Here is a 20,000-nt window from a genome sequence, read left to right as displayed (position 1 = left end):
TTGCCGCATGATGAAGACGCAAGCGCATCACAACGCCGCGCCAGCTCCCCTGCTGGAGTTGCGCGGCATCAGCAAATCCTTTCCCGGCGTCAAAGCCCTCAGCGATGTTGCCCTGCGCCTGTATCCGGGTGAAGTGCATACCTTGATGGGGCAAAACGGCGCCGGAAAGTCGACCCTGATCAAGGTGCTGACGGGCGTCTATACGCCCGACAGCGGCCAGATCCTGCTCGACGGCAAAGCCATCGCCCCAGCGTCCACGTCGGACGCGCAGGCGCTCGGCATCAGCACCGTGTATCAGGAAGTCAATCTGTGCCCGAACCTGTCGGTGGCGGAAAACATTTTTATCGGCCGTTATCCACGCCGCTTTGGCATCATCGATTGGCGTGCCATGCAGCAACAGGCGCGTGCCTTGCTGCAACAATTGCAGATCGATATCGACGTCACGGCGCAATTGTCCAGCTTCCCGCTGGCCATCCAGCAAATGGTGGCCATTTCGCGCGCGTTGAACATTTCGGCCCGCGTGCTGATCCTCGACGAACCCACGTCCAGCCTGGACGAGGCGGAAGTCAGTCTGCTGTTTTCCGTGCTGCGCCGCCTGCGCGAGCAGGGCATGGCGATTCTGTTCGTCACCCACTTTCTGGACCAGACTTACGCCATTTCCGACCGCATCACGGTGATGCGCAACGGCGAGCGGGAAGGGGAATACGGGTGCAGTGAGCTGTCGCGCCTGGCACTGGTGAATAAAATGATCGGCGTGGCGGCCGACACGCAGGAACAAACGCTGGATCTGGCGCAGGACGCGGGCGCCGCCAGCTTTGGCCCCACCGTGCTGGAAGCACAGGGACTGGGCCGCAAGGGCGCCTTGCTGCCCATGGATTTCCACATCCGCCAGGGCGAATTGCTGGGCCTGGCGGGCTTGCTGGGCTCGGGCCGTACGGAGCTGGCGCGATTGCTGTTCGGCGCCGACAAGGCCGATTCCGGCAGCATCACCATGCAGGGCAAGCCGCGCCAGTTCAGCGTGCCGCGCGACGCGATTGCCCACGATATCGGCTTTTGCTCGGAAGACCGCAAGCACGAGGGGGCGATTTTGTCGCTGTCCGTGCGCGAAAACATCATCCTGGCTTTGCAAGCCCGCACAGGTTTGCTGCGCGCAATCCCGTTCAAACGCCAGCAGGCGCTGGCCGACGAATATGTGAAGGCGCTGGGCATCAAGACGGCCAGCATCGAGACGCCGATCGGCAGCTTGTCGGGCGGCAATCAACAAAAGGCCTTGCTGGCGCGCTGGCTGCTGACCTCGCCCGCCATGCTGATTTTAGACGAACCGACGCGCGGCATCGACGTGCGCGCCAAGCAGGAAATCATGACTTATGTGAGCAAGCTGTGTCGCAAGGGCATGGCGATTCTGTTCATTTCGTCCGAGCTGCCCGAAGTGCTGCGCTGCAGCGACCGTATCGTCGTCATGCGCGATCGCAAGGCTTGCGGCGACTATGTGCGTGGCGAACTGGACGACAGTTCCGTGCTGCAAGTGATCGCCGGAGATGCCACATGAGTTTATCCACACCCTCCAGCGCGGCATTGACGCGTGCGGCTTCCCTTACGAATGCTTCCATGTTGCAGAGTGTCTTGCACCACCCTTTGAGCCGCCCCCTGGCCGCGTTGCTGTTGCTGCTGCTGGTCGACTTCTTTGCCATCCCAGGCTTTTTTCATCTGGAAATCCGTGACGGTCACCTGTACGGCAGCGTGATCGACATCGTCAACCGCGCCGCACCCTTGATGCTGGCCGCGCTGGGCATGACCCTGGTGATTGCCACGCGCGGCATCGATATTTCCGTGGGCGCCGTCGTGGCCCTGTCCGGCACCGTGGCCGCCATGCTGATCGGCGGCACCATGGTGATGGAGAATGGCGTGGCGACGTATGTGAGCAACATCCCCATGGGCTGGGCCCTGGCGGCGGCCCTGGGCGCGGCCTTGCTGTGCGGCGCCTGGAATGGCGTGCTGGTAGCCGGCCTGGGCTTGCAGCCCATCGTCGCTACCCTGATTCTGATGGTGGCGGGGCGGGGCCTGGCGCAGCTGTTGACGGATGGGCAAATCGTCACCGTCTACTATCAACCGTACTTCTTCATCGGCAGCGGTTACCTGTTCGGCTTGCCCTTTTCCCTGTTCCTCGTAGCGGCGGTCTTCCTCATCACGGCCGTGCTGATGCGCAAGACTGCGCTGGGCCTGTTCATCCAGGCTGCCGGCATCAATCCTGTCGCCGCCCGCCTGGCCGGCATCAAGACGGCGACCCTGATCTTTTTCGTCTACGTGTTTTGCGCCGCCTGCGCGGGCTTGTCGGGGCTGATGATCAGCTCGAACATCAAGAGCGCGGACGCGAACAATGCTGGCCTGATGCTGGAACTTGACGCCATCCTGGCCGTCACTCTGGGAGGGACGTCCCTGGCCGGCGGCAAGTTCAGTCTCGTGGGCAGCATGATCGGCGCGCTCATCATCCAGACCCTCACCTACACCATCTATTCGCTGGGCGTGCCGCCGGAAGTGAACATGGTCGTCAAGTCGGTCGTCGTGTTCCTCGTCTGCCTGTCGCAATCGTCGGAATTCAAGCAATTGCTACAACGGAGAAAAGCATGAAGGGCTTGCTGCACACCCCGTATTTCACTTCGCTCGTCACCGTGCTGCTGTTGGTGGTGATGCTGGGCCTGGGCGGCGCCGCCTATCCGGGCTTGCTGTCGACGCAAGTGATCTTTAACCTGTTGATCGATAACGCCTTTTTGCTGGTGATCGCCGTCGGCATGACCTTCGTCATCGTTTCCGGCGGCATCGACTTGTCCGTCGGGTCCGTGCTGGCCCTGTCGACCATGATCGCCGCCTGGCTGCTCCACGTGGCGCACTGGCCGCCGCTGCTGGTGATCGCCACCGTGCTGGCGCTGGGCACCATCTTTGGTGCCGGCATGGGTGCGCTGATCCATTATTTCAAATTGCAGCCCTTCATCGTCACCCTGGCGGGCATGTTTCTGGCGCGCGGTCTGTGCTATTTGATCAGCATCAATTCCATCACCATCGATAACCCGCTGTTCGTGGCCATGTCGCAGACGCAATTGGGGCTCTTGGGCGGCTTTGTCTCGCCCGGCGTGGTGATTGCCGTGATCACTTTGCTGCTGGCCATCTGGCTGGCGCACGCCACGCCGTTCGGGCGCGCCGTGTATGCGATAGGCGGCAATGAACAGTCGGCCCTGATGATGGGCTTGCCCGTAGGCCGCACCAAGGTGCTGATATACGCCTTCAGCGGCTTTTGCGCCTCGCTGGGCGGTGTGCTGTTTTCGTTTTACATGCTGTCCGGCTATGGCTTGCATGCGCAAGGCACGGAGCTCGATGCGATTGCCGCCGTCGTCATCGGCGGCACCCTGCTCAGCGGCGGCTACGGCTACGTGGCGGGCGCCCTGTCCGGCGTGCTGGTGCTGGGCACCATCCAGACCCTGATCGCCTTCGACGGCACGCTCAGCTCGTGGTGGACCAAGATCGTCATTGGCGGCCTGCTGTTCGTCTTTTGCGTCGTGCAGAGATTGATGGCCATGGGCCAGAAAAATACCAAGGGGAGTTAAGCTTTATGTTGAAGTAACACACACTTGCGTACAAGCCGGACGGCGGCATCGAGTTCATCCATCAAACGGATGGCCCGCAGCTAATCCCGGCGCCGCCTGCAAGGCATCCTGAACGCTTGCTGACGATGCACCAGACACACTGATATCAGTAGTATCGATATTGAATTAAAACTGATATCGATCATGATATGATTTATTGATGGATACCCTCAACCCCAACTGGTTCTTGCGAGCCCGCCTGAAGACGCGGCAATTGCTGCTGTTGATTGCCCTGGATGAGCAGCGCAACATCCACCGCGCGGCGGAAGAATTGCACATGACGCAGCCGGCCGCGTCCAAGCAAATCAAGGACCTGGAAGAGATGCTCGACGTGCGCCTGTTTGACCGCTTGCCGCGCGGCATGGAGCCGACCATCTACGGTGAGACGATGATACGCCATGCGCGCATGGCCCTGACCAGCCTGTCACTGGCGCATGACGATATCGTGGCCCTGAAGTCGGGCTTGACAGGCCAGGTGGAAGTGGGCGTCATCATGACGCCGGCCATGGCCTTGCTGCCGCGCGCCATTGCCCGCATCAAGCAGCAGGCGCCGCTGATGCGCATCGGCGTGCACCTGGAGCACAGCAACACCCTGATGGACATGCTGCAGCATGGCACGCTGGACTTCATGATCGGGCGCATCCTGGAAAAGGAAAGCAGCGCCGGCCTCATCTACGAGGAGTTGACGGAAGAGCCGGCCAGCGCCGTGGCGCGCAATGGCCACCCGCTGCTGTCGCGCAAGAATCTGCAATTGAAGGATTTGGCGGGCCAGCCGTGGATCTTGCCGCCGCAGGGCAGCATCCTGCGCCACCGCTTCGACATGATGTTCCGCCGCGCCAGCCTGGAACCGCCCGTCGACGTGGTCGACACCACCGCCTTGCTCTTGATCACGTCCTTGCTGCAGCAAACGGATTCCCTGCACGTGATGCCGACGGAAGTGGCGCATTACTACGAATCGTTGAACGTGCTGAGCATCCTGCCCATCGAGCTGCCGTGCAAGATGGATGCCTTCGGCATCATCCGCCAGCAGGATCATCTGCTGTCGCCGGGCGCGGATATGCTTTTAAAAGCTGTGCGGGCCACGGCCGCTGACATGTATTGACTTGACGGCTGAAGAGCTGGGGTCAGACCCGCCGGGTCTGACCCCGGATTTATGCTGCGTCATCCGGCACTAGCCCGGCGTGTTCACTCCGGCACTTCAAAGAAAAACAGCTGCACCAATCGCCCATTCTCCGGCGTGTCGCCAAACACATTGCTGATCGAGTGAAAGTAATGGCCCTTGTAGACGATCAGGCGGTTGTGGCGCATGGGTATTTGCAGCAGCGCTTGCCAACTGTCGCGCTGTTCCTGCAAGTCGTTGAATTTCTGCACTTTACTGTTTGGCAGCCAGCGCTTCTGGAAATCCTTGAAGCTGGCGTAGCCGCCCGCCTTGACGTCCGCCTCGGGCAAGCGCCGATACCAGCCGCTGGGCTGGTGGCGCCAGAAGGTGGTGCCGCCCTGGCACTGCTCGGGCGGGTTCAAATACAGCACGCCCGCATAGAAATTGAAATTATTCCCCGTCTCGTTGTCCACATGGATATCCGTGCGCGCCATCGCGTCCGCATAGCTGAGGCGGTAGGAGCCATTGTCGGGCGAAATGAAACGGATGGGGCGGTCCAGCGCCGTGGCGATGCGTTCCATGATGGCTTGGCAAGGCTGGCCCGCCGTCTGGCTGCCCGGATAGTTCTGTCCCGCATAGCGCTGCTGCTCAAATGGTAAAGCCAGCGCCTGCGCGCGCCAGGCGGCCGGATCAGGCAGGAAATCGTCGAGGATGTGCAAGTCCGTTTCGCGCAGGAAGTCCTGCAGCGATGGCGCGGCATCGATCGGTGTCAACGTTTCCGCGTGGTCCGCTTGCGGACTGGCAAAGCCGATGCTGCATATTTGCGCCAGCGCCGGGTGCAGCGCGATACCCTGCGCATAGCGGGCCAGCGCCAGTTCCTGCTGGCCCGTGCGGTAATACATCTCGGCCAGCCCCTGCAGGTTTTGCCAGCGTTCGGGACGCAAGGCATGGGCGCGTTCGAGTTCCACGATGGCTTCGGGCAGGCGCAGCTTGGAAAGCAGCAATTCGGAATGCACGATGGCGAAATCGTGTTCGTGCGGCGCCAGCCGCGCCGCCGTGGCGTAGCTGGCCAGCGCCGCTTCGCTATCCGTACCGCGCAACACATTGCCCAGGTTGTAGTGGAACAGGGCATTGTCGGGTTGTTGCTTGAGCGACAGTTTCAGCAAGCCCAGGCCAATGGTGGCTTGGCCCAGTTCCAGCATGGCCAGGCCCTGGAAATGCTGGGCTTCCACCAGGGCCTGGTCCAGTTTATAGGCGGCTTGGTAGGCATTGATCGCTTCAATCAGCTTGCCCGCCTGGTGCAGCCGTTGCCCGTTTGCCAGATGTTGTTCCGCCAGTGTCTGTTCGCCCATGTCCCGATCCCGATGCAATGTGGCGAACAGTGTAACGCAAAGGCCCCGGTGCTTACAGCGCTTGCTGCACAGGAATTTCCTGCCCGTTCAGCTTGATCGCCACCTTGACGATCTGCGCCTTGACCTGGTTACTGGCCATGTCCGCTTCCTGGGCGTAGGCATACACGATGATGGCGAAGTCCTTGTAGCCGCTGCGCGCCGCCTCGATCTTGCGCGCCGCCTCCTGGTCCACTTTCAGCAGCGAGTAGCCGTCGCCATTCGTGAACGCCAGCTTGTAGTCGCCGTTGTCGTACATGTAGTAATACGTGCCCGCTTCGGCGAATTTGGCGGGGAAGGCGGCCTTGTCCATGGCATACGGCGACAGCGCGCCCTGGCCATTGATCTGGTAGCGCAGGTAGCGTTTGGTTTTCGCTTCGCTGACCTTGGCGTCGATCTGCGGTTTCAGCGCGTCGAGCACTTCCTGCTTGCGGAAGGCGTCGTTGCTGCCCGCATATTCGCGCGAGACGCGCTGCGCCACGGCCGCATAGTCGGGCGGTACGCCGGACAGGGCGATGTAGCTGTACATCAACTGGTTGCCGCTGCTGATGTCGACATAGCTGGCGCTTGGCGTGGCAGTGTCCGCTTGTGGCAGGCTGGCGGCAGCCGCCTTGACTTGCGCCTTGGCGGCCAGGTCGGCCACGCTGGTGGCGGGTGCTGCGACGGTCGGTGTGGCGTTATTGTGCTCGGTCTTGCCGCAGGCGGACAGGATCAGGGCGATGGCGAGCAGGGCGGGCAGGGTGCGCAGGGTAGCTTGCATGATATTTCCTTCAGGATGAGTGTGCGGGAGGTTGTCGGGATTAGCCGATGGTCTTGCGTTTGTACTCGCCGACGCCGTAAGCGGCCAGGACGATGGAAGAGGCCAGCACCAGGTAAAAACCGATGCCGAAGGACAAGCCTTGCCACACTTGTCCCAGCATTTCGCTGGCCATCTGCTCGGCCATGCGGGCCGCGCGGCTACCCATGATGCCGCCCATGGCGTTGCCCGCATCGCTGACGGCGCCCTTGATTTTGATGAACAGCAAGCTGCTGTGGATGACGACGAACAGCAGCGGCGCGCACTTGCCCAGCGCCGCTTTCGGGTGGCTGCTGGCCATGGTGGCGCAGCAGCCGGCAATGGCCAGCAGGAAGAAAAATTGTGCGGAAGTAAAACCGCCGCCGCCATCGCGGGCGAAGCTTTCCAGGCTGTCGGCGGACAGGCCCAGCAACTGCCAATAGGTGCGCGAGACGGAAGCGAACAAACGGATGCCGATGGTGTTGAAGACAAAGGCGCCGGCGATCAATACACCCAGGCTGGCCAGCACCTTGATGCCCAGGGCCGCGACGGCCTGGCCCCACAGTTGCTGACCCTTGTCGCGCGCCAGTTTCGCCGCGCCGGCCATCTCTTCCTGCGCCAGTTGCTGCGTCGCCACGGCGCTGACGGTGACGAGGCTGCCCGCGTCATCGAAGCGCACGTCGACGACGGCGTTGATGGCGGGCGCCACGTCCGAGCGCCAGTGCGTGGCCACGTCGAAAACATGCTGAATGCCGGCCACGCTGACGGAACCTTGTCCGCTTGTTTGGTAGGCGAGGATGCGGCCCCGTTGGCCGGTGGTCATGGTTGCTGCTGGGATCGATGTTTGCATGGGATTTCCCTGGTCACTGTCATGCTGTATTGCATGTACCCACGGATAACGGGGGCAGTTCAGGGAAATCTAAAATTATTTTGAGTTATTTTTTTGCGGCTGCATCAAGTCCTTGGCGGCGCCCTGGTAATCCTTCATCAAGCCCATGAAGGCGTCCTGCAAATGGCGGGCCGCTTCCTGCGGCGGCGCGCCCGTGCGCCGGGCCAGGTCGAATTTATATGCGTGGGCGGGGCTGTAGCCCGCTTGCGAAGCGGCATCCAGCAGCGCGCCGGCCCGTTTCAAGGATGCCGGGTCGCCCTTGACCATCAGCAATTCGGCCAGATAGGTCTGGGCGATGGGAAAATCTTTCGCGGCTGCCTTTTCCAGCCACTGCATGCCCGCCTTCGGCTGTTTGATGCCGGCATCGCCCCCGCCGATGCCATAGCCGAGCGCCGTCAGCGCCACCAGGTCGCCGCCCCGCGCGCGTTTTTCCAGCTGCTGGCGGGGAAATGGCCGCGCCGCGATCTGCATGCGGATTTCATAGTTGATGTCCTGTAATACATTGCCTGGCCACACTTTCGCGCCCGAAGCAGTGGTCGCGGCTGGCTGGGCGGCGGCTGGCGCCGGCGCCGGGAGGGGAGCGCGCATGCCGCTGTTGCCGGAAGCCTGCACGCCTGGCACCGGCGGGCTGACACCCTTGCCGCTGCCCATGTTCAGCACCAGGCGCGCCGACGTTTCGCCGAACGAGACGCGGGGCTTTTGCACATCGTGCGTCATGGCCGCCACCCTGGCCGCCACTTGCGAGAACACATCGCCCATCGGCAAGCCCGGGGCATCGAGCGCGTCGAGCAGGGCGCTCGTGTAGGGGCTGTTGCGCGAATCGGGCGACCAGAAATCGCGGGCCAGGGCGCCCGGTCCCGCCGAATAGGCGATCACCACGCCCCGTGGTGCTTGTGTGTCGGCAAAACCGTGGCTGGCCGCATTGCTGCCACCGGGCACGGGCACCATTGCACCGCCGCGCGTATATTCCTGGCGGCAAGCGTCGAGGATCAGCACGGCGCCGCGCGCGCCCGTGCGCTGCAAATCGCCCGCCAGGCTGGAAACGGACACGCCCTGTGCGGCAATCGCGGCGGCGCTGAGCGCATTCATGTTGGCGCCCAGCGGCAGCACGTAATTGGCTTCGCCCGCCTGCGCGCCGTGGCCCGCGTAAAACACGAGGGCGATATCGGCGCCGCGCGCCTGCGTGGAAAACTCGGCCGACGCTTTTTGCAGCTGCGCCGCATTGATGTCCGTGCGCAGCAGTACTTCAAAGCCCAGGCGGCGCAAGCGTTCGGCCATGGCGCGCGCATCGTTCACGGGATTCAATAGCGGCTGCGGATAGGCCGCATTGCCGATCACCAGGGCGATGCGCTTGCCGGGAGACGCTTGCACAGGCGTTGGCACGGCAGCGTGCGCTACCTTGCTGCCCAGCAAAAAGAACAGGCTCAAGAACAGGAGAATCAGGCGATGCATGGGCGTCTCGGGAATTGTCGTGAAAGTAACAAAAGTTAGCGATTTTTACTGTGATATGCGAAAATTGCTTAAATGCATTTTACCTTACTGACAAGTTTCTCTTGTCTGGCCAGCGCATTGCTTGATTGCCGGTGCGCTTCGCCGCCGGCCAGTGGCGCGTGCCGCCCAACACACGATCGGACCGGCTGTGCACTCGGAACAATTTGAACGGATTCATGCTTTCTGGACCCGCCGCCCGCAGCTGACGCAAGGCGAACTGGGCGAGTTTTACCAGCGCGTCATCGCCGCGTTGACGCCGTGCCGCCCGCGCGAGGCGGCGTCGCTGGGCGATTCCCTGGCTGATTTGCGCCACCAGTTTTTCATTGAAAAAGTCCTGCACAGCGATAGCGACGCCGCGCCCCATCACGTGGGCGCTCTGTTTTTATACTTCAAGCGCTTCATCATCGACCAGCTGCGCAAGCAGCGCGATGACGAAGATGCCGATGCGCAAGAGGGCTGCGAGCTGCGCGCGCCCGACGCCTATGCCGAACCGCTGCGCGACTACCAGCTCACGCCGCAGCAAGTGCGCGTAGCGGCCGACGGTTTTATCACCACCTTGCCGCAGGATTTGATCTTGCTGCTGCGCCATTGTGGCTGCGGCGGCATGCCTGTCAAGGAATTGGCCGAGCAGATCGCTTCCGCGCATTACCACGGCGGCAAGCTGGGCCTGGTGCACAGGCAGAAGGGCGATAGCCTCAGCGCGGGACGCCAGATCGTCGAACCGGCCCACCGCTCTACCCTGCTGGGCAACTGGGTCTTGACCCTGCTCAAGCTGCGCGTGGGTGATGCCTTGACCGCGCGCGATATGCAGGCGGCGCAAATAGTTTTGGATATCTTATGCGTGGCCGCGTTATCCCTGCACCTGGACCCCGCGTCCACCCACCCGAGCACTGATGAAAGGCCACCGGCATGACTGCATTGACGCCCACACTGGCCATCGTTGCCGCGCGCCTGCCATCTCCCCCATCTTCCGCCGAAATGCTGGACGCGGAGGTGGGCGGCGATACTCCCGACTGGCGCGGCATTGCCGTGCCGGAATACCTGCTGCAGCGTTTCGCGCGCCGCAGCGACGCCGCGCCGCTGGCCGCGCGGCCCATCGCGGGCGGACAGATTCACTTGCTGGCGCGCCGCCCCGGCTTTGGCGCCGTGCTGCTCGATGCCTGGGACAGCTCGCGGCAGCGCTGGCGAGCCTGGCTCGTCACGCCCGACACAGCGTATGCGGATGCCTGCGGCCTGGTGGTCGAGGAGCGCGACGCGCCCGCCGACCCCCGGGCGGGGCTGGTGTTGTGCGACATGCCCGTGACCCTGGACCTGACGGACCTGGGCGCCTGCCTGGGCGTGTTCAGCCAGGAGCGCCTGCAGGCGGCGCGCTGGCTGGAAACGCATGGCCGCGCCAATGCCGCCACGGCGGCGCCCGGCGTGATCGCCCGCGTGGCCTTGCCCGGCGACGACTATGTTCTGACGGGCACGCCCTTGTCGAGCGAGCTGGGCAAGGATGGCCGCGTGGCTTACCGGCAATTGCTCCGCCAGGGGCTGCAGCAGTTGCAGATCGCTACCGCCGATGCCACCGCGCCACAGCTAAAGACCCCGGTGAAGGCGGCAAATTCAAACCGCTGGCTGAAGCTCGTCACGGCCGTGGCCGCCAGCGTGATGGTGGTGCAATCTGCGTGGCTGTTCCTGCCGAAAGAGAATGCTGTCGTCGGCAATGCGGAATTCCGCAGCGGCAGTGGCGTCGAGACGGGTGTGCGCACGCGCGTGCTGTTCCGTGCCGAGGCAACAGAGGCGGAAATCCGCACCTGGCTGCAACGCGAGCAACTGGAAATCGTTGCCGGCCCGGACACCCTGGGCGCCTACACCCTGCTGTCGCGCGACCGCCAGAAAGTCTTGCCGCCGCCAGGCCCGGGCAATCCCCTGGCCGTGATCAATCCCTGAATTCAGAAATTAGAGAAAGTTATCCAGCATGACAACGTATAAGAATTTTCTATCTACTCATGGGCGCAAGCTGGCCCTGGGTCTGGCTGCTGGCGTCCTGTTGACGGGCTGCGCCATGACGCCGAATGGCCGTGGCGGCGTGATGGTGGGCCTGGATACTGCCGAGTTGTTCGGCACGCCGATTTCCACCTTCCGTCTGCGCGACGGCATGGAAGGCACCTTGCGCAAGGACCCGCAAGGCAAGTATTCGATCAAACTGTCGCAGGCGTTTCGCGTCGTGCCGCTGGCCAACGCCATCACGGCCCGCGTGGCGAGGGTGGAAAACGTGGGCGAGCGTACCGTGGTGATCGTGGAAACGCAGGAGCGCGGCTGCGCCTACCGCTATGAAGTGCTGGCCTTCCAGGGGACGGACGTGCTGCAGTGGACGGTAGGCAATTGCAAGGACCGCCCCCGCGTGGAACTGGCGGCGGACGCGAAATCGCTGAATATCGATTTTCCCAACTACAACCGCCTGTCGCGCATGATTTACACGGACAACCGCCTGCTCAACGCCAGCGTGGCCGTGCCGCCCGGCGTCGATACGCGCGCCCAGCCGTTTGCCGACGATGCCTTGCGCGCCACAGGCCCGGCGTTGGCCACCGTGCCGGGCAACGACAGCGGCCGCGTGATCCCTGCGCCACCGGCTGCCACCCCGGCACCCGCTGGCGCGCCGAAAGCGGGCAGCCGCGCCAGCGCCAAGCCGCGCCGCCAGGAGGTCCAGGCCAGGGTGGCGGCGCCCGCCGCCATCAGCCTGCCCGCGCCGCGTACCGCCACTTCTGCGCCGGCGGCGCCGATGATCTTCCAGGCCGAAGAGATCAAGCCCGTCGTCATCGATTTGAGGAAATAAGATGGCCGCGAGTTTGCGCAGTCTGCAGATCCGGCAGACCTTGATCCTGATCGTCCTGACGATCATTTACCTGTGCTTCGAGCTGGGCTTCAATGCCCGTTTGCTCGACGTGGTGGGCGGCGACGTCAAGCCGCACGACGTGGAGGGCGTGGAATTCTATGGCCGCAGCCTGTCGGGCATCGCCGCCGCGCTGGTGGTGCTGCAGCTGATGTGGCGCCGCCGCCTGAAGAACAATGGAAGCGGCCCCAGCTGGAAAAAAATCATCTTTTGCTGCATCGCCACAGCTGCGGTCGTGTTCGGCATTTTGAAGACCACGGTCACGGTGCTGGTTGAAACACGCGACGCGCAATTTCGCCGCCTGGCCTTCAACACCACCCTGATGCAGCGCTCACTGGTGGGCGGCAGCTTGCAATTGCAGGGTCTGGTAGATGATCCCACCCTGTTTGCCAAGCCCGAAGGCAAGGCCTTCCTGGCCCTGTTCCCCTTCCTGGCAGTGTCGGTCGGCCATCTCGACGAGCGCATGGAACCCGCCAAGGAGCAGTTGATCAATTTCAACGTCCGCAAGATCGCTGGCGGCGCGGCCGGGTATTACGAAAAGTACCAGCAGGCGATCGGCGAGGTGCGCGACAAGTGGAAATTGTATTCGGGCATGATTCCCGACGACGATGCGGGCTTGCGCCAGCAGCAGGAATCGGCCTGGAGCGATTACCGGCAAAGCCTGTCCCGCCATGGCTGGCAACCGGAGTCGGTGCCGGCGCGCCGGCGCGCGGCCGTGGTCAACAATGTGCGAAAGAAAGTGCCGGTATCGGCCAACTGGCACCCGGCCGACCAGATATCGTTCCGCCTGGCAGTCAAGCGCCGCTATGCGTCGGAAGCGGCCAGCAAGGGCTTGAGCATCAAGGGCGAGCGTATTCCGCCTGGCTTGTCCTTCCCCGCCTTCGTGGCGCGCCCCGGCATCCAGGCCGTCTTGCGCGACGGGCCGGACGGCGGCGACGGCAGCGAAGCGAGCAAGGGTTTGCGGCTGCCCAAAGGCGCCGTGGTGCAAGACGCGTATGCGAGCCCTGCCGAGTTCAGCCGGTTGTTCGACCAGTTCGCCGCGCGCCAGACGGCGGAGAAGCTGGTGGAGTACCGCGCCAGCCGCAATGACTTTGAAGTGGGCGGCAAGTACTTTGACGAAGGCAAGGAAGCGGCGCGCGCGGCCATCGTGCCGCCCGTGGCCCTGTTTTTCTCCTTGCTGGGCGCCATCGGCCACTTCTCGAAACTGCTGTACCTGATCGCCACGGTGGGCTTGCTGGTGCTGGCGGCGCGCCGGGGCGAGCAGGCGGGCGCAGATGGCCAGCTGAGCCGTCGTTCCGCCTGGATCGCCACGGGCGTGCTGGCCGGCGCCTTCCTGGGAACCTGGGGCATCTTCAGCCTCTCGGACAATAATGTCACGAAGAGCGAGCTGTTTCGCCAGATGCTGGACTGGAACCGCCAGGCGGCTGACGACAGCACGCGCTGGCAAATCGCCGGCAAGGGCTTGCTGGCCAATATCACGCACGTCGTGGCGGTGGGGCAGGGTTACAGCTACCCCGTCAACGAAGCCATCCGCATCCACGTTTTGCAGGGAGTTCATTATGGTTATCATCCGGGACAAAAATAAGGCGGCCGCACTGGCGCTGCTGCTCTGCATGGCCAGCACGGCTGTACAGGCCGACTGCCTGGGCATGAAGGTACACGCCCACCGCGGCGCGGGCAATGCGCCGGAAAACTCGCTGAGCGCGCTGCGCAACACGTATTTCGGCACTTGGGACGGCGTCGAGACGGATTTGCAGCTGCTGGGCGACGGCAGCTGGGTGGTGCACCACGATCTGTTGACGGGGAGAGTCGTCGACACGGGATCACCGCGCACCGTGAAGCAATTGACGACCGACGATTGGCGCGCCGCCAGCATGAAGAACCGCGGCGTGCTGACGGCGGAAACGCCGCCCTTCGTCAGCGATATCGCCGACCTGGCGACGGCGTTCCCGAACAAGACCCTGAATGCGGAAATCAAGGATGTCGTTTCCTCGTGCGCGCCCATCAACACCCTGGTGGGGCAGTTGCGTGCGAACATCAAGCATGGCAACTGGTTTCTCACTTCGGGCGTGCCGAACAACCTCGCCTGCGCGCGCCGCGCCGATCCGCAGGGCTACTTGGGCCTGCTCGTGTTTGACGCGCGCAATGCGCAGGCGGCCGGCGCGAACCGGGTCAGCCGCTATATCGCGAAAAATGCCCGCCCGCCCAAGCTCGACAAGCCGTGGCTGCAGCGTGTGCAGCAGCAGATCGGCATGCCCGCCGGCGTGCACGTGGATGCGCGCAGCCTCGACGCCAATCCGAATTTGCTGGCCGACGCGGCCAGCCTGAGCATGCCCGTCTTCGTCTACGCCGTCGATGGCGACTCGGCCCTGGCCGCGTCCTTGCTGCGTGCCCAGCAGCGCAGCCACCGCTGGCCCAGCGGCGTCATTCTTGACGGCAATCCAGAAACGTTTTGCGCGATGATGAAGTAATCACGTTATGTGCCGGGAGACCCTGCCTTGATCCTGCCTCAGCCCGACCGTGCCGCCGCGCTTGCCCGTAGCGCCATCGGCGCCATGTTCTTTTCCCTGTTTGGCGGCCTGTGGGTGGCCGCCTGGTGCGTGCAGACGTATGGCGCGCATCCCTTAAGGTTGCTGCCGGTTGCCGGCATCACCGTCTTGCTGTTCATGCTGGCGTGGCGCCAGTTTCGCCGCCACCGCGCCGCGCATGCGGCGGCGGAACAGTCGCCGGAGGCAAAACGCGTGGGCCGGCTGTTCCATATCGTGAATGCGGGGCAGTGGATTGCCATCTTCATAGTCGGCAACGTCTTGAAAAACCTGGGGCTGCAGGCGTGGTTCATTCCCGCCGTCATTTTGATCGTGGGTCTGCATTTCTTCCCGCTGGCCTGGCTGTTCAAGGCACGCCGCCACCTGGCGATCGGCATGGCGCTGTGCGTGTGGGCCATCGGCTATCCGCTCACCTTGCGCCACGGCCCCATCCATCCCGTCGGCTGCCTGGGCGCCGGCCTGATCTTGTGGGTGGCGGCCCTTTCTGCCGTGCGTGCCGGTTTTGCCGTGCAGCAGAGCGCTGGGCAAGCCCAGAAATAGCAGCTTGCGACGGCCCGCGCAGGGCCGTTTTTGTAGACTTTCCTGCCTGTTTTTTGCGCATTGCAGCATCGATAATGTTTGCATCAGGCGGCGTGCTGGCATATAAATGTAATCGATTACATTTATTTGAAAACCCCATGCCGCCAGTCGCTCCATCCCCTTTGCCGACAGAAACCGTCTCCATCAGCGCCGTTGCCGCGCATGCCGGGGTGTCGGTGGCCACCGTTTCGCGCGTGATGAACGAGCAGGCCGGAGTGCGGGCGCCCACGCGCGACAAGGTGCTCGCTTCCGTGGCCGCGCTGGGCTACCGCATGAACCATCTGGCGCGCAGCCTGCGCACGGCCGAGAGCCGCATGTTGCTGACCATGGTGCCCGACGTGGGCAATCCCTTCTATGCGCAGATCGTGCGCGGCATCGACACGGTGGCGCGCGAACACGGCTACTTCGTGCTGCTGTGCGACACGGGCGCCGATGCGGGCCGCGAGCGCTCATATTTCGACTTGCTGCGCATGCACCGCGCCGACGGCGCCATCTGCCTGGACCCGGACACGGTGCAGCATGCCCTGTTGCATGAATCCATCAGCCTGCCCTGGGTGGCGTGCTGCGAGTTCGACCCTGCCGTGGCCGTGCCCTATGTCGGCATCGATAACCACCGGGCCGCGTCGGACGCCGTCGCGCATTTGCTGGCGCGCGGCCACACGCGCATCGGCCTGATCAACTCCGATGAACGCTATCTGTACGCGCGGCAACGCCAGCAAGGCTACCTGGACACTCTGGCGGCCGCCGGCCTGACCGTGCAGTCAGACTGGGTGCACACGGTGCAAAGCCTCGATTACGAAGCGGGCACGGCCGCCACCTTGCGGATGATGGCGCAGCCCGACGCGCCCACGGCCATCTTTGCCGTCTCCGACACCCTGGCCATTGGCGTGCTGAGCGCACTGCGCCAGCTGAACAAGCGGGTGCCGGAAGACGTGGCCGTCATCGGCTTCGACGATATTGCCATCGCCGCGCAGATAGCTCCCGGTCTCACCACCATCGCGCAGCCAATGCGCGAACTGGGCGAGACGGCGGCCCGATTATTGCTGCAGCGCCTGGCCAACCCTGTGGCCAGCGTGCCGGGCGTGCTGCTGCAACACCGATTAATTCTGCGAGGGAGTGCATAGTGAGCGTTGCCGTCGGTTTCGAGGGGGTGTGCAAGGATTTCGGCCCCGTGCGCGTCTTGCATGGCGTCAGTTTTACCTTGTCGCCCGGGCGCGTGTATGGCTTGCTGGGCGAAAACGGCGCCGGTAAGTCGACCCTGATGAAAATCCTCGCCGGCTACGAAAGCGTGAGCGAGGGGCAACTGCTGATCGATGGCCAGCCCCGGCGCTTCGCCAGCTCGCGCGCGGCGGAGAGCGCCGGCATCGTGCTGATCCATCAGGAATTCAACCTGGCCGAGCACCTGACGGTAGCGCAAAACATGTTCCTGGGTCACGAAAAGACGCGCGGCTGGTTGCTCGACGAGGCCGCCATGCGCGAAGAAGCGTCGCGCTATCTGAAGCAGGTGGGCCTGGACGTGTCGCCCGACACGAAAATCCGCGACCTGATCGTGGCTGAAAAGCAGCTGGTGGAAATCGCCAAGGCCCTGTCGCGCCGCGCCCGCTTCCTGATCATGGACGAGCCGACCGCCACCCTGACGTCGTCCGAGACGCAGCGCCTGTTCGCCGTGATGGCCCAGCTGAAAGCGGATGGTGTCACGATTTTGTATATTTCCCACAAGCTCGACGAAGTGGAGCGCAACACGGACGAGGTCATCGTCATGCGCGACGGGCGTTTCGTCACGCGCGAGCCGACGGCCAGCCTGACGCGCCAGCAGATGGCGAACCTGATGGTGGGACGCGAATTGTCCGACATGTTCCCCGCCAAGGTGGCGCTGGCGAAAGAAGCTCCTGTGCTCCTGAAAGTGGACGGCCTGTGCGTTCCCGGCTGGTCGAAAGACCTGTCGTTCGAGGTGCGCGCCGGTGAAGTGCTGGGCTTTGCGGGCCTGGTGGGCGCGGGGCGCACGGAATCGTTCGAGGCACTGCTGGGCTTGCGCCCGCGCAGCGCGGGCAAGATCTTTCTCAATGGCCAGCCCGTGGACATCCGCACGCCCAGGCAAGCCATGCAGCATGGCATGACCTACCTGAGCGAAGACCGCAAGGGCAAGGGCTTGCATGTGAACCTGGGCTTGCGCGAAAACCTCACCATGATGACGATGGAACGCTATGCGCGGCCCTGGCTCGATGTCAAGGCGGAGAAGCAGGCGCTGGCCACGGCCGTCGAGGATTTCAATATCCGCACGGGCGACCTCGACAGCCGAGCGCGCATGCTGTCCGGGGGCAACCAGCAAAAGCTGGCGCTGGCCAAATACCTGCATTCGGACCCCAGGGTCGTGGTTTTGGACGAGCCGAGCCGTGGCGTGGACGTGGGCGCCAAGCGCGACATTTACTTTCTGATCCACCGCCTGGCCGCCGAAGGGCGCGCCGTGATCGTGATCTCGTCCGAACTGATCGAATTGATCGGCCTGTGCCACCGCGTGGCGGTGATGCGCGCCGGCACCCTGCAAGCCACCCTGGCTGCTGACCACCTGACTGAAGAGGAGTTGATTGCCCATGCAACCGGCACGCACTGACACCACCGTATCCCCGATTGCCGCCGCCGTTGCCAGCTTTGGCGCGCGCATCAAGGGCTTTGGCCCCGTGCTGGGCCTGCTGGCCCTGTGCATCGCGGGCACCTTGCTCAACGGCGACTTCGCCACCCTGGACAACCTGATGAACGTGCTGACGCGCACGGCCTTCATCGGCATCATCGCCGTGGGCATGACCTTTGTCATCATTTCCGGCGGCATCGACCTGTCCGTGGGCTCCATGGCCGCCCTGATCGCCGGCTGCATGATTTATTTCATGAATGCGCTGGCGCAAGGGGCGGGCGGTAACCTGGCGCCCATCACCATGCTGGTGCTGGGCATCGCCATGGCGCTGGTGCTGGGCGCGGGCTTCGGCCTGATGCATGGCTTGTTGATCAGCAAGGGCAATATCGAGCCCTTCATCGTCACCTTGGGAACGCTGGGCATTTTCCGCGCCGTGCTCACTTACCTGGCCGATGGCGGCGCGCTGACCCTGGACGCGACCCTGTCCGAGCTGTACAGCCCCGTCTATTACACGAGCGTGCTGGGCGCGCCGATACCGATCTGGATTTTCCTGTTCGTCGCGGCGGCGGGCGCCATTATCCTCAACCGCACGACGTTTGGCCGCCACGTGCAGGCGATTGGTTCCAACGAGCAAGTGGCACGCTATGCGGCCATCAATGTCGACAGGGTCAAGGTCGCCACCTACATGCTGCTGGGCGTCTGCGTGGGCATCGCCACCGTGCTGTACGTACCGCGCCTGGGCTCGGCCACGCCCACCACGGGCTTGCTGTGGGAACTGGAAGCGATTGCCGCCGTCGTCGTGGGCGGCACGGCCCTGAAAGGGGGGGAAGGGCGCATCGTCGGCACCGTCATCGGCGCCATTCTTTTGTCTGTGATCAGCAATATCCTGAATTTGACCAGCATCATCAGTGTCTACCTGAATGCCGCAGTGCAAGGCGTGGTGATCATCGCCGTCGCCTTCCTGCAGCGAGGCCGCAAATAAAAACACAGCGGCGTTCTGAAAGGGCAGCCAACGGGCGCCCACAACCTTGGAGGAGAGCAGCATGAAGAGCTTTATACGGGTCGCAGGGATGGCAGTACTGGTGATGCAGGCGTGGGCGCTGCCGAGTGCGCAGGCCGCAGACAAGCTGGTGGTGGGCGTAGCCATACCCACGGCCACGCACAGTTTTACCTCGGGCATCGTGTGGTGGGCCAACCAGGCCAAGGCGGAGCTGGAAAAAGCCCATCCGGGCCTGAAAATTATCGTCAAGACGGCCGCCACGGCGCCCGAGCAGGCGAATCAGTTGCAGGATATGTTGACGGTGAACAAGATCAACACCCTGGTGATCTTCCCCATCGAGTCGGCGTCCCTGACGCAGCCCGTGGCGCAAGTCAAAAACAAGGGCGTGTATGTGACCGTGGTGGACCGTGGCTTGACGAATACGCAGTCGCAGGATGCGTATATTGCAGGTGACAACACGGCGTTTGGCAAGCTGCCGGCCGAATATCTGGCGAAAAGCCTGAACGGCAAGGGCAATATCGTCGTGCTGCGCGGCATGCCAACCACCCTCGATAACGAACGCTACGATGCGTTTTCTGGCGTGATGAAGGGCCATCCCGAGATCAAGGTCCTGGATGCCAAGTATGGCAACTGGAACCGCGACGATGCCTTCAAGGTCATGCAGGATTATCTGACGCGCTTCAAGCACATCGACGCTGTCTGGGCAGCCGATGACGACATGGCCATCGGCGTGCAGAAGGCCATCGCGCAAGCGAAGCGCACGGACATCAAGCAAGTGTTCGGCGGCGCGGGTGCTAAGGGCGCCGTGAAGAAGATCATGGATGGCTCCGACCCGCTGATCGTGGCTGACGTGTCGTACTCGCCCAAGTTCATGTACGACGCCATCAAGCTGACGACGGAAGCGCGCCTGAAAGGTGATAAATTGCCGGCCAACACGATCATTCCCTCGGTGCTGATCACGCGCGAGAACGCCAAGCAGTTCTACTTTCCGAACTCGCCTTTTTAAATTCTGGGGTCAGACCCCCTCGCCCGCTAGCAATGAACTGCGCGTTAGCGGCATTGAGGGTCTGACCCCGGCTTTAGCTAACAGG

The 20,000-nt window shown here is 63.3% G+C and carries 18 protein-coding genes; 14 read left to right on the top strand and 4 right to left on the bottom strand.

Features of this window, described 5'->3' with window-relative positions:
- Positions 1–7: 7 nt before the first annotated feature.
- The 4 genes from ACQ4WZ_RS21870 to ACQ4WZ_RS21855 all read left to right on the top strand — a co-directional run bounded on the left by ACQ4WZ_RS21870 (position 8) and on the right by ACQ4WZ_RS21855 (position 4,740).
- Positions 8–1,549, top strand: a complete 1,542-nt coding sequence (locus ACQ4WZ_RS21870; RefSeq protein WP_436574523.1) for a sugar ABC transporter ATP-binding protein — start codon at positions 8–10, stop codon at positions 1,547–1,549.
- Positions 1,546–2,628 carry an ABC transporter permease gene (locus ACQ4WZ_RS21865; RefSeq protein WP_133988911.1) on the top strand — a complete coding sequence of 361 codons (1,083 nt, stop codon included), beginning with the start codon at positions 1,546–1,548 and terminating at the stop codon, positions 2,626–2,628. The genes ACQ4WZ_RS21870 and ACQ4WZ_RS21865 overlap by 4 nt, the downstream gene beginning before the upstream one ends.
- Positions 2,625–3,599, top strand: a complete 975-nt coding sequence (gene yjfF / locus ACQ4WZ_RS21860; protein ID WP_101483458.1) for a galactofuranose ABC transporter, permease protein YjfF — start codon at positions 2,625–2,627, stop codon at positions 3,597–3,599. The genes ACQ4WZ_RS21865 and yjfF overlap by 4 nt, the downstream gene beginning before the upstream one ends.
- A 199-nt stretch (positions 3,600–3,798) precedes the next feature.
- A complete protein-coding gene (locus ACQ4WZ_RS21855) occupies positions 3,799–4,740 on the top strand; it encodes a LysR family transcriptional regulator (RefSeq protein ID WP_035823672.1) in 942 nt (313 codons plus the stop codon).
- An 83-nt stretch (positions 4,741–4,823) separates the two neighbouring features.
- Here ACQ4WZ_RS21855 and ACQ4WZ_RS21850 read toward each other — a convergent pair whose 3' ends face one another.
- The 4 genes from ACQ4WZ_RS21850 to ACQ4WZ_RS21835 all read right to left on the bottom strand — a co-directional run bounded on the left by ACQ4WZ_RS21850 (position 4,824) and on the right by ACQ4WZ_RS21835 (position 9,241).
- Positions 4,824–6,089, bottom strand: coding sequence for a DUF6445 family protein (locus tag ACQ4WZ_RS21850; protein ID WP_436574522.1), 1,266 nt, complete (start codon positions 6,087–6,089; stop codon positions 4,824–4,826).
- A gap of 52 nt (positions 6,090–6,141) precedes the next feature.
- Entirely contained in the window at positions 6,142–6,885 is a 744-nt protein-coding gene (locus ACQ4WZ_RS21845; protein ID WP_436574521.1) for a hypothetical protein, read from the bottom strand.
- A gap of 40 nt (positions 6,886–6,925) precedes the next feature.
- Positions 6,926–7,750, bottom strand: coding sequence for a hypothetical protein (locus tag ACQ4WZ_RS21840; RefSeq protein WP_143452633.1), 825 nt, complete (start codon positions 7,748–7,750; stop codon positions 6,926–6,928).
- 75 nt (positions 7,751–7,825) lie between these two features.
- On the bottom strand, positions 7,826–9,241 hold the full coding sequence (locus ACQ4WZ_RS21835; RefSeq protein WP_436574520.1) for a caspase family protein: 1,416 nt from the start codon (positions 9,239–9,241) through the stop codon (positions 7,826–7,828).
- 187 nt (positions 9,242–9,428) lie between these two features.
- Here ACQ4WZ_RS21835 and ACQ4WZ_RS21830 point away from each other — a divergent pair, with 187 nt between their 5' ends.
- The 10 genes from ACQ4WZ_RS21830 (at position 9,429) to ACQ4WZ_RS21785 (ending at position 19,915) form a co-directional block, all read left to right on the top strand.
- Entirely contained in the window at positions 9,429–10,193 is a 765-nt protein-coding gene (locus tag ACQ4WZ_RS21830) for a hypothetical protein (protein WP_436574519.1), read from the top strand.
- Positions 10,190–11,212: a hypothetical protein gene (locus ACQ4WZ_RS21825; protein ID WP_436574518.1), complete on the top strand. Its 1,023-nt coding sequence runs from the start codon at positions 10,190–10,192 to the stop codon at positions 11,210–11,212. Before ACQ4WZ_RS21830 ends, ACQ4WZ_RS21825 begins: the two co-directional genes overlap by 4 nt.
- A 28-nt stretch (positions 11,213–11,240) precedes the next feature.
- Positions 11,241–12,098 (top strand): hypothetical protein, encoded by an 858-nt coding sequence (locus ACQ4WZ_RS21820; protein WP_436574517.1) that lies wholly within the window; start codon positions 11,241–11,243, stop codon positions 12,096–12,098.
- A 1-nt stretch (position 12,099) separates the two neighbouring features.
- Positions 12,100–13,740, top strand: a complete 1,641-nt coding sequence (locus tag ACQ4WZ_RS21815) for a hypothetical protein (protein WP_243857887.1) — start codon at positions 12,100–12,102, stop codon at positions 13,738–13,740.
- The gene (locus tag ACQ4WZ_RS21810) at positions 13,715–14,626 is read left to right on the top strand and encodes a glycerophosphodiester phosphodiesterase (RefSeq protein ID WP_436574516.1); all 912 of its coding nucleotides are present in this window, start codon (positions 13,715–13,717) and stop codon (positions 14,624–14,626) included. Before ACQ4WZ_RS21815 ends, ACQ4WZ_RS21810 begins: the two co-directional genes overlap by 26 nt.
- A 27-nt stretch (positions 14,627–14,653) precedes the next feature.
- Complete coding sequence (locus ACQ4WZ_RS21805; RefSeq protein ID WP_101483467.1) at positions 14,654–15,241, top strand: hypothetical protein; 588 nt, start codon at positions 14,654–14,656, stop codon at positions 15,239–15,241.
- Between the two features lie 137 nt (positions 15,242–15,378).
- On the top strand, positions 15,379–16,404 hold the full coding sequence (locus ACQ4WZ_RS21800) for a LacI family DNA-binding transcriptional regulator (RefSeq protein ID WP_436574515.1): 1,026 nt from the start codon (positions 15,379–15,381) through the stop codon (positions 16,402–16,404).
- Positions 16,404–17,891 (top strand): sugar ABC transporter ATP-binding protein, encoded by a 1,488-nt coding sequence (locus ACQ4WZ_RS21795; RefSeq protein ID WP_133988901.1) that lies wholly within the window; start codon positions 16,404–16,406, stop codon positions 17,889–17,891. The genes ACQ4WZ_RS21800 and ACQ4WZ_RS21795 overlap by 1 nt, the downstream gene beginning before the upstream one ends.
- Positions 17,872–18,891, top strand: coding sequence for an ABC transporter permease (locus ACQ4WZ_RS21790; RefSeq protein ID WP_133988900.1), 1,020 nt, complete (start codon positions 17,872–17,874; stop codon positions 18,889–18,891). Before ACQ4WZ_RS21795 ends, ACQ4WZ_RS21790 begins: the two co-directional genes overlap by 20 nt.
- Before the next feature lie 61 nt (positions 18,892–18,952).
- Positions 18,953–19,915, top strand: a complete 963-nt coding sequence (locus tag ACQ4WZ_RS21785; RefSeq protein WP_436574514.1) for a substrate-binding domain-containing protein — start codon at positions 18,953–18,955, stop codon at positions 19,913–19,915.
- Positions 19,916–20,000: the final 85 nt, after the last annotated feature.

The organism is Janthinobacterium darwini (assembly GCF_051380905.1).
In the GTDB taxonomy this organism is placed as follows: domain Bacteria; phylum Pseudomonadota; class Gammaproteobacteria; order Burkholderiales; family Burkholderiaceae_D; genus Janthinobacterium.
The sequence above is the reverse complement of the archived record's forward strand: the minus strand, read 5'-3'. Positions and strand labels throughout refer to the sequence as shown.

What these genes read in the sequence shown, in the direction of transcription:
- ACQ4WZ_RS21870 (WP_436574523.1), top strand. Translation starts at nt 8, where the DNA reads ATGATGAAGACGCAAGCGCATCACAACGCCGCGCCAGCTCCCCTGCTG.
- ACQ4WZ_RS21865 (WP_133988911.1), top strand. Translation starts at nt 1,546, where the DNA reads ATGAGTTTATCCACACCCTCCAGCGCGGCATTGACGCGTGCGGCTTCC.
- yjfF (WP_101483458.1), top strand. Translation starts at nt 2,625, where the DNA reads ATGAAGGGCTTGCTGCACACCCCGTATTTCACTTCGCTCGTCACCGTG.
- ACQ4WZ_RS21855 (WP_035823672.1), top strand. Translation starts at nt 3,799, where the DNA reads ATGGATACCCTCAACCCCAACTGGTTCTTGCGAGCCCGCCTGAAGACG.
- ACQ4WZ_RS21850 (WP_436574522.1), bottom strand. Translation starts at nt 6,089, where the DNA reads ATGGGCGAACAGACACTGGCGGAACAACATCTGGCAAACGGGCAACGG.
- ACQ4WZ_RS21845 (WP_436574521.1), bottom strand. Translation starts at nt 6,885, where the DNA reads ATGCAAGCTACCCTGCGCACCCTGCCCGCCCTGCTCGCCATCGCCCTG.
- ACQ4WZ_RS21840 (WP_143452633.1), bottom strand. Translation starts at nt 7,750, where the DNA reads ATGCAAACATCGATCCCAGCAGCAACCATGACCACCGGCCAACGGGGC.
- ACQ4WZ_RS21835 (WP_436574520.1), bottom strand. Translation starts at nt 9,241, where the DNA reads ATGCATCGCCTGATTCTCCTGTTCTTGAGCCTGTTCTTTTTGCTGGGC.
- ACQ4WZ_RS21825 (WP_436574518.1), top strand. Translation starts at nt 10,190, where the DNA reads ATGACTGCATTGACGCCCACACTGGCCATCGTTGCCGCGCGCCTGCCA.
- ACQ4WZ_RS21820 (WP_436574517.1), top strand. Translation starts at nt 11,241, where the DNA reads ATGACAACGTATAAGAATTTTCTATCTACTCATGGGCGCAAGCTGGCC.
- ACQ4WZ_RS21815 (WP_243857887.1), top strand. Translation starts at nt 12,100, where the DNA reads ATGGCCGCGAGTTTGCGCAGTCTGCAGATCCGGCAGACCTTGATCCTG.
- ACQ4WZ_RS21810 (WP_436574516.1), top strand. Translation starts at nt 13,715, where the DNA reads ATGGTTATCATCCGGGACAAAAATAAGGCGGCCGCACTGGCGCTGCTG.
- ACQ4WZ_RS21800 (WP_436574515.1), top strand. Translation starts at nt 15,379, where the DNA reads ATGCCGCCAGTCGCTCCATCCCCTTTGCCGACAGAAACCGTCTCCATC.
- ACQ4WZ_RS21790 (WP_133988900.1), top strand. Translation starts at nt 17,872, where the DNA reads ATGCAACCGGCACGCACTGACACCACCGTATCCCCGATTGCCGCCGCC.
- ACQ4WZ_RS21785 (WP_436574514.1), top strand. Translation starts at nt 18,953, where the DNA reads ATGAAGAGCTTTATACGGGTCGCAGGGATGGCAGTACTGGTGATGCAG.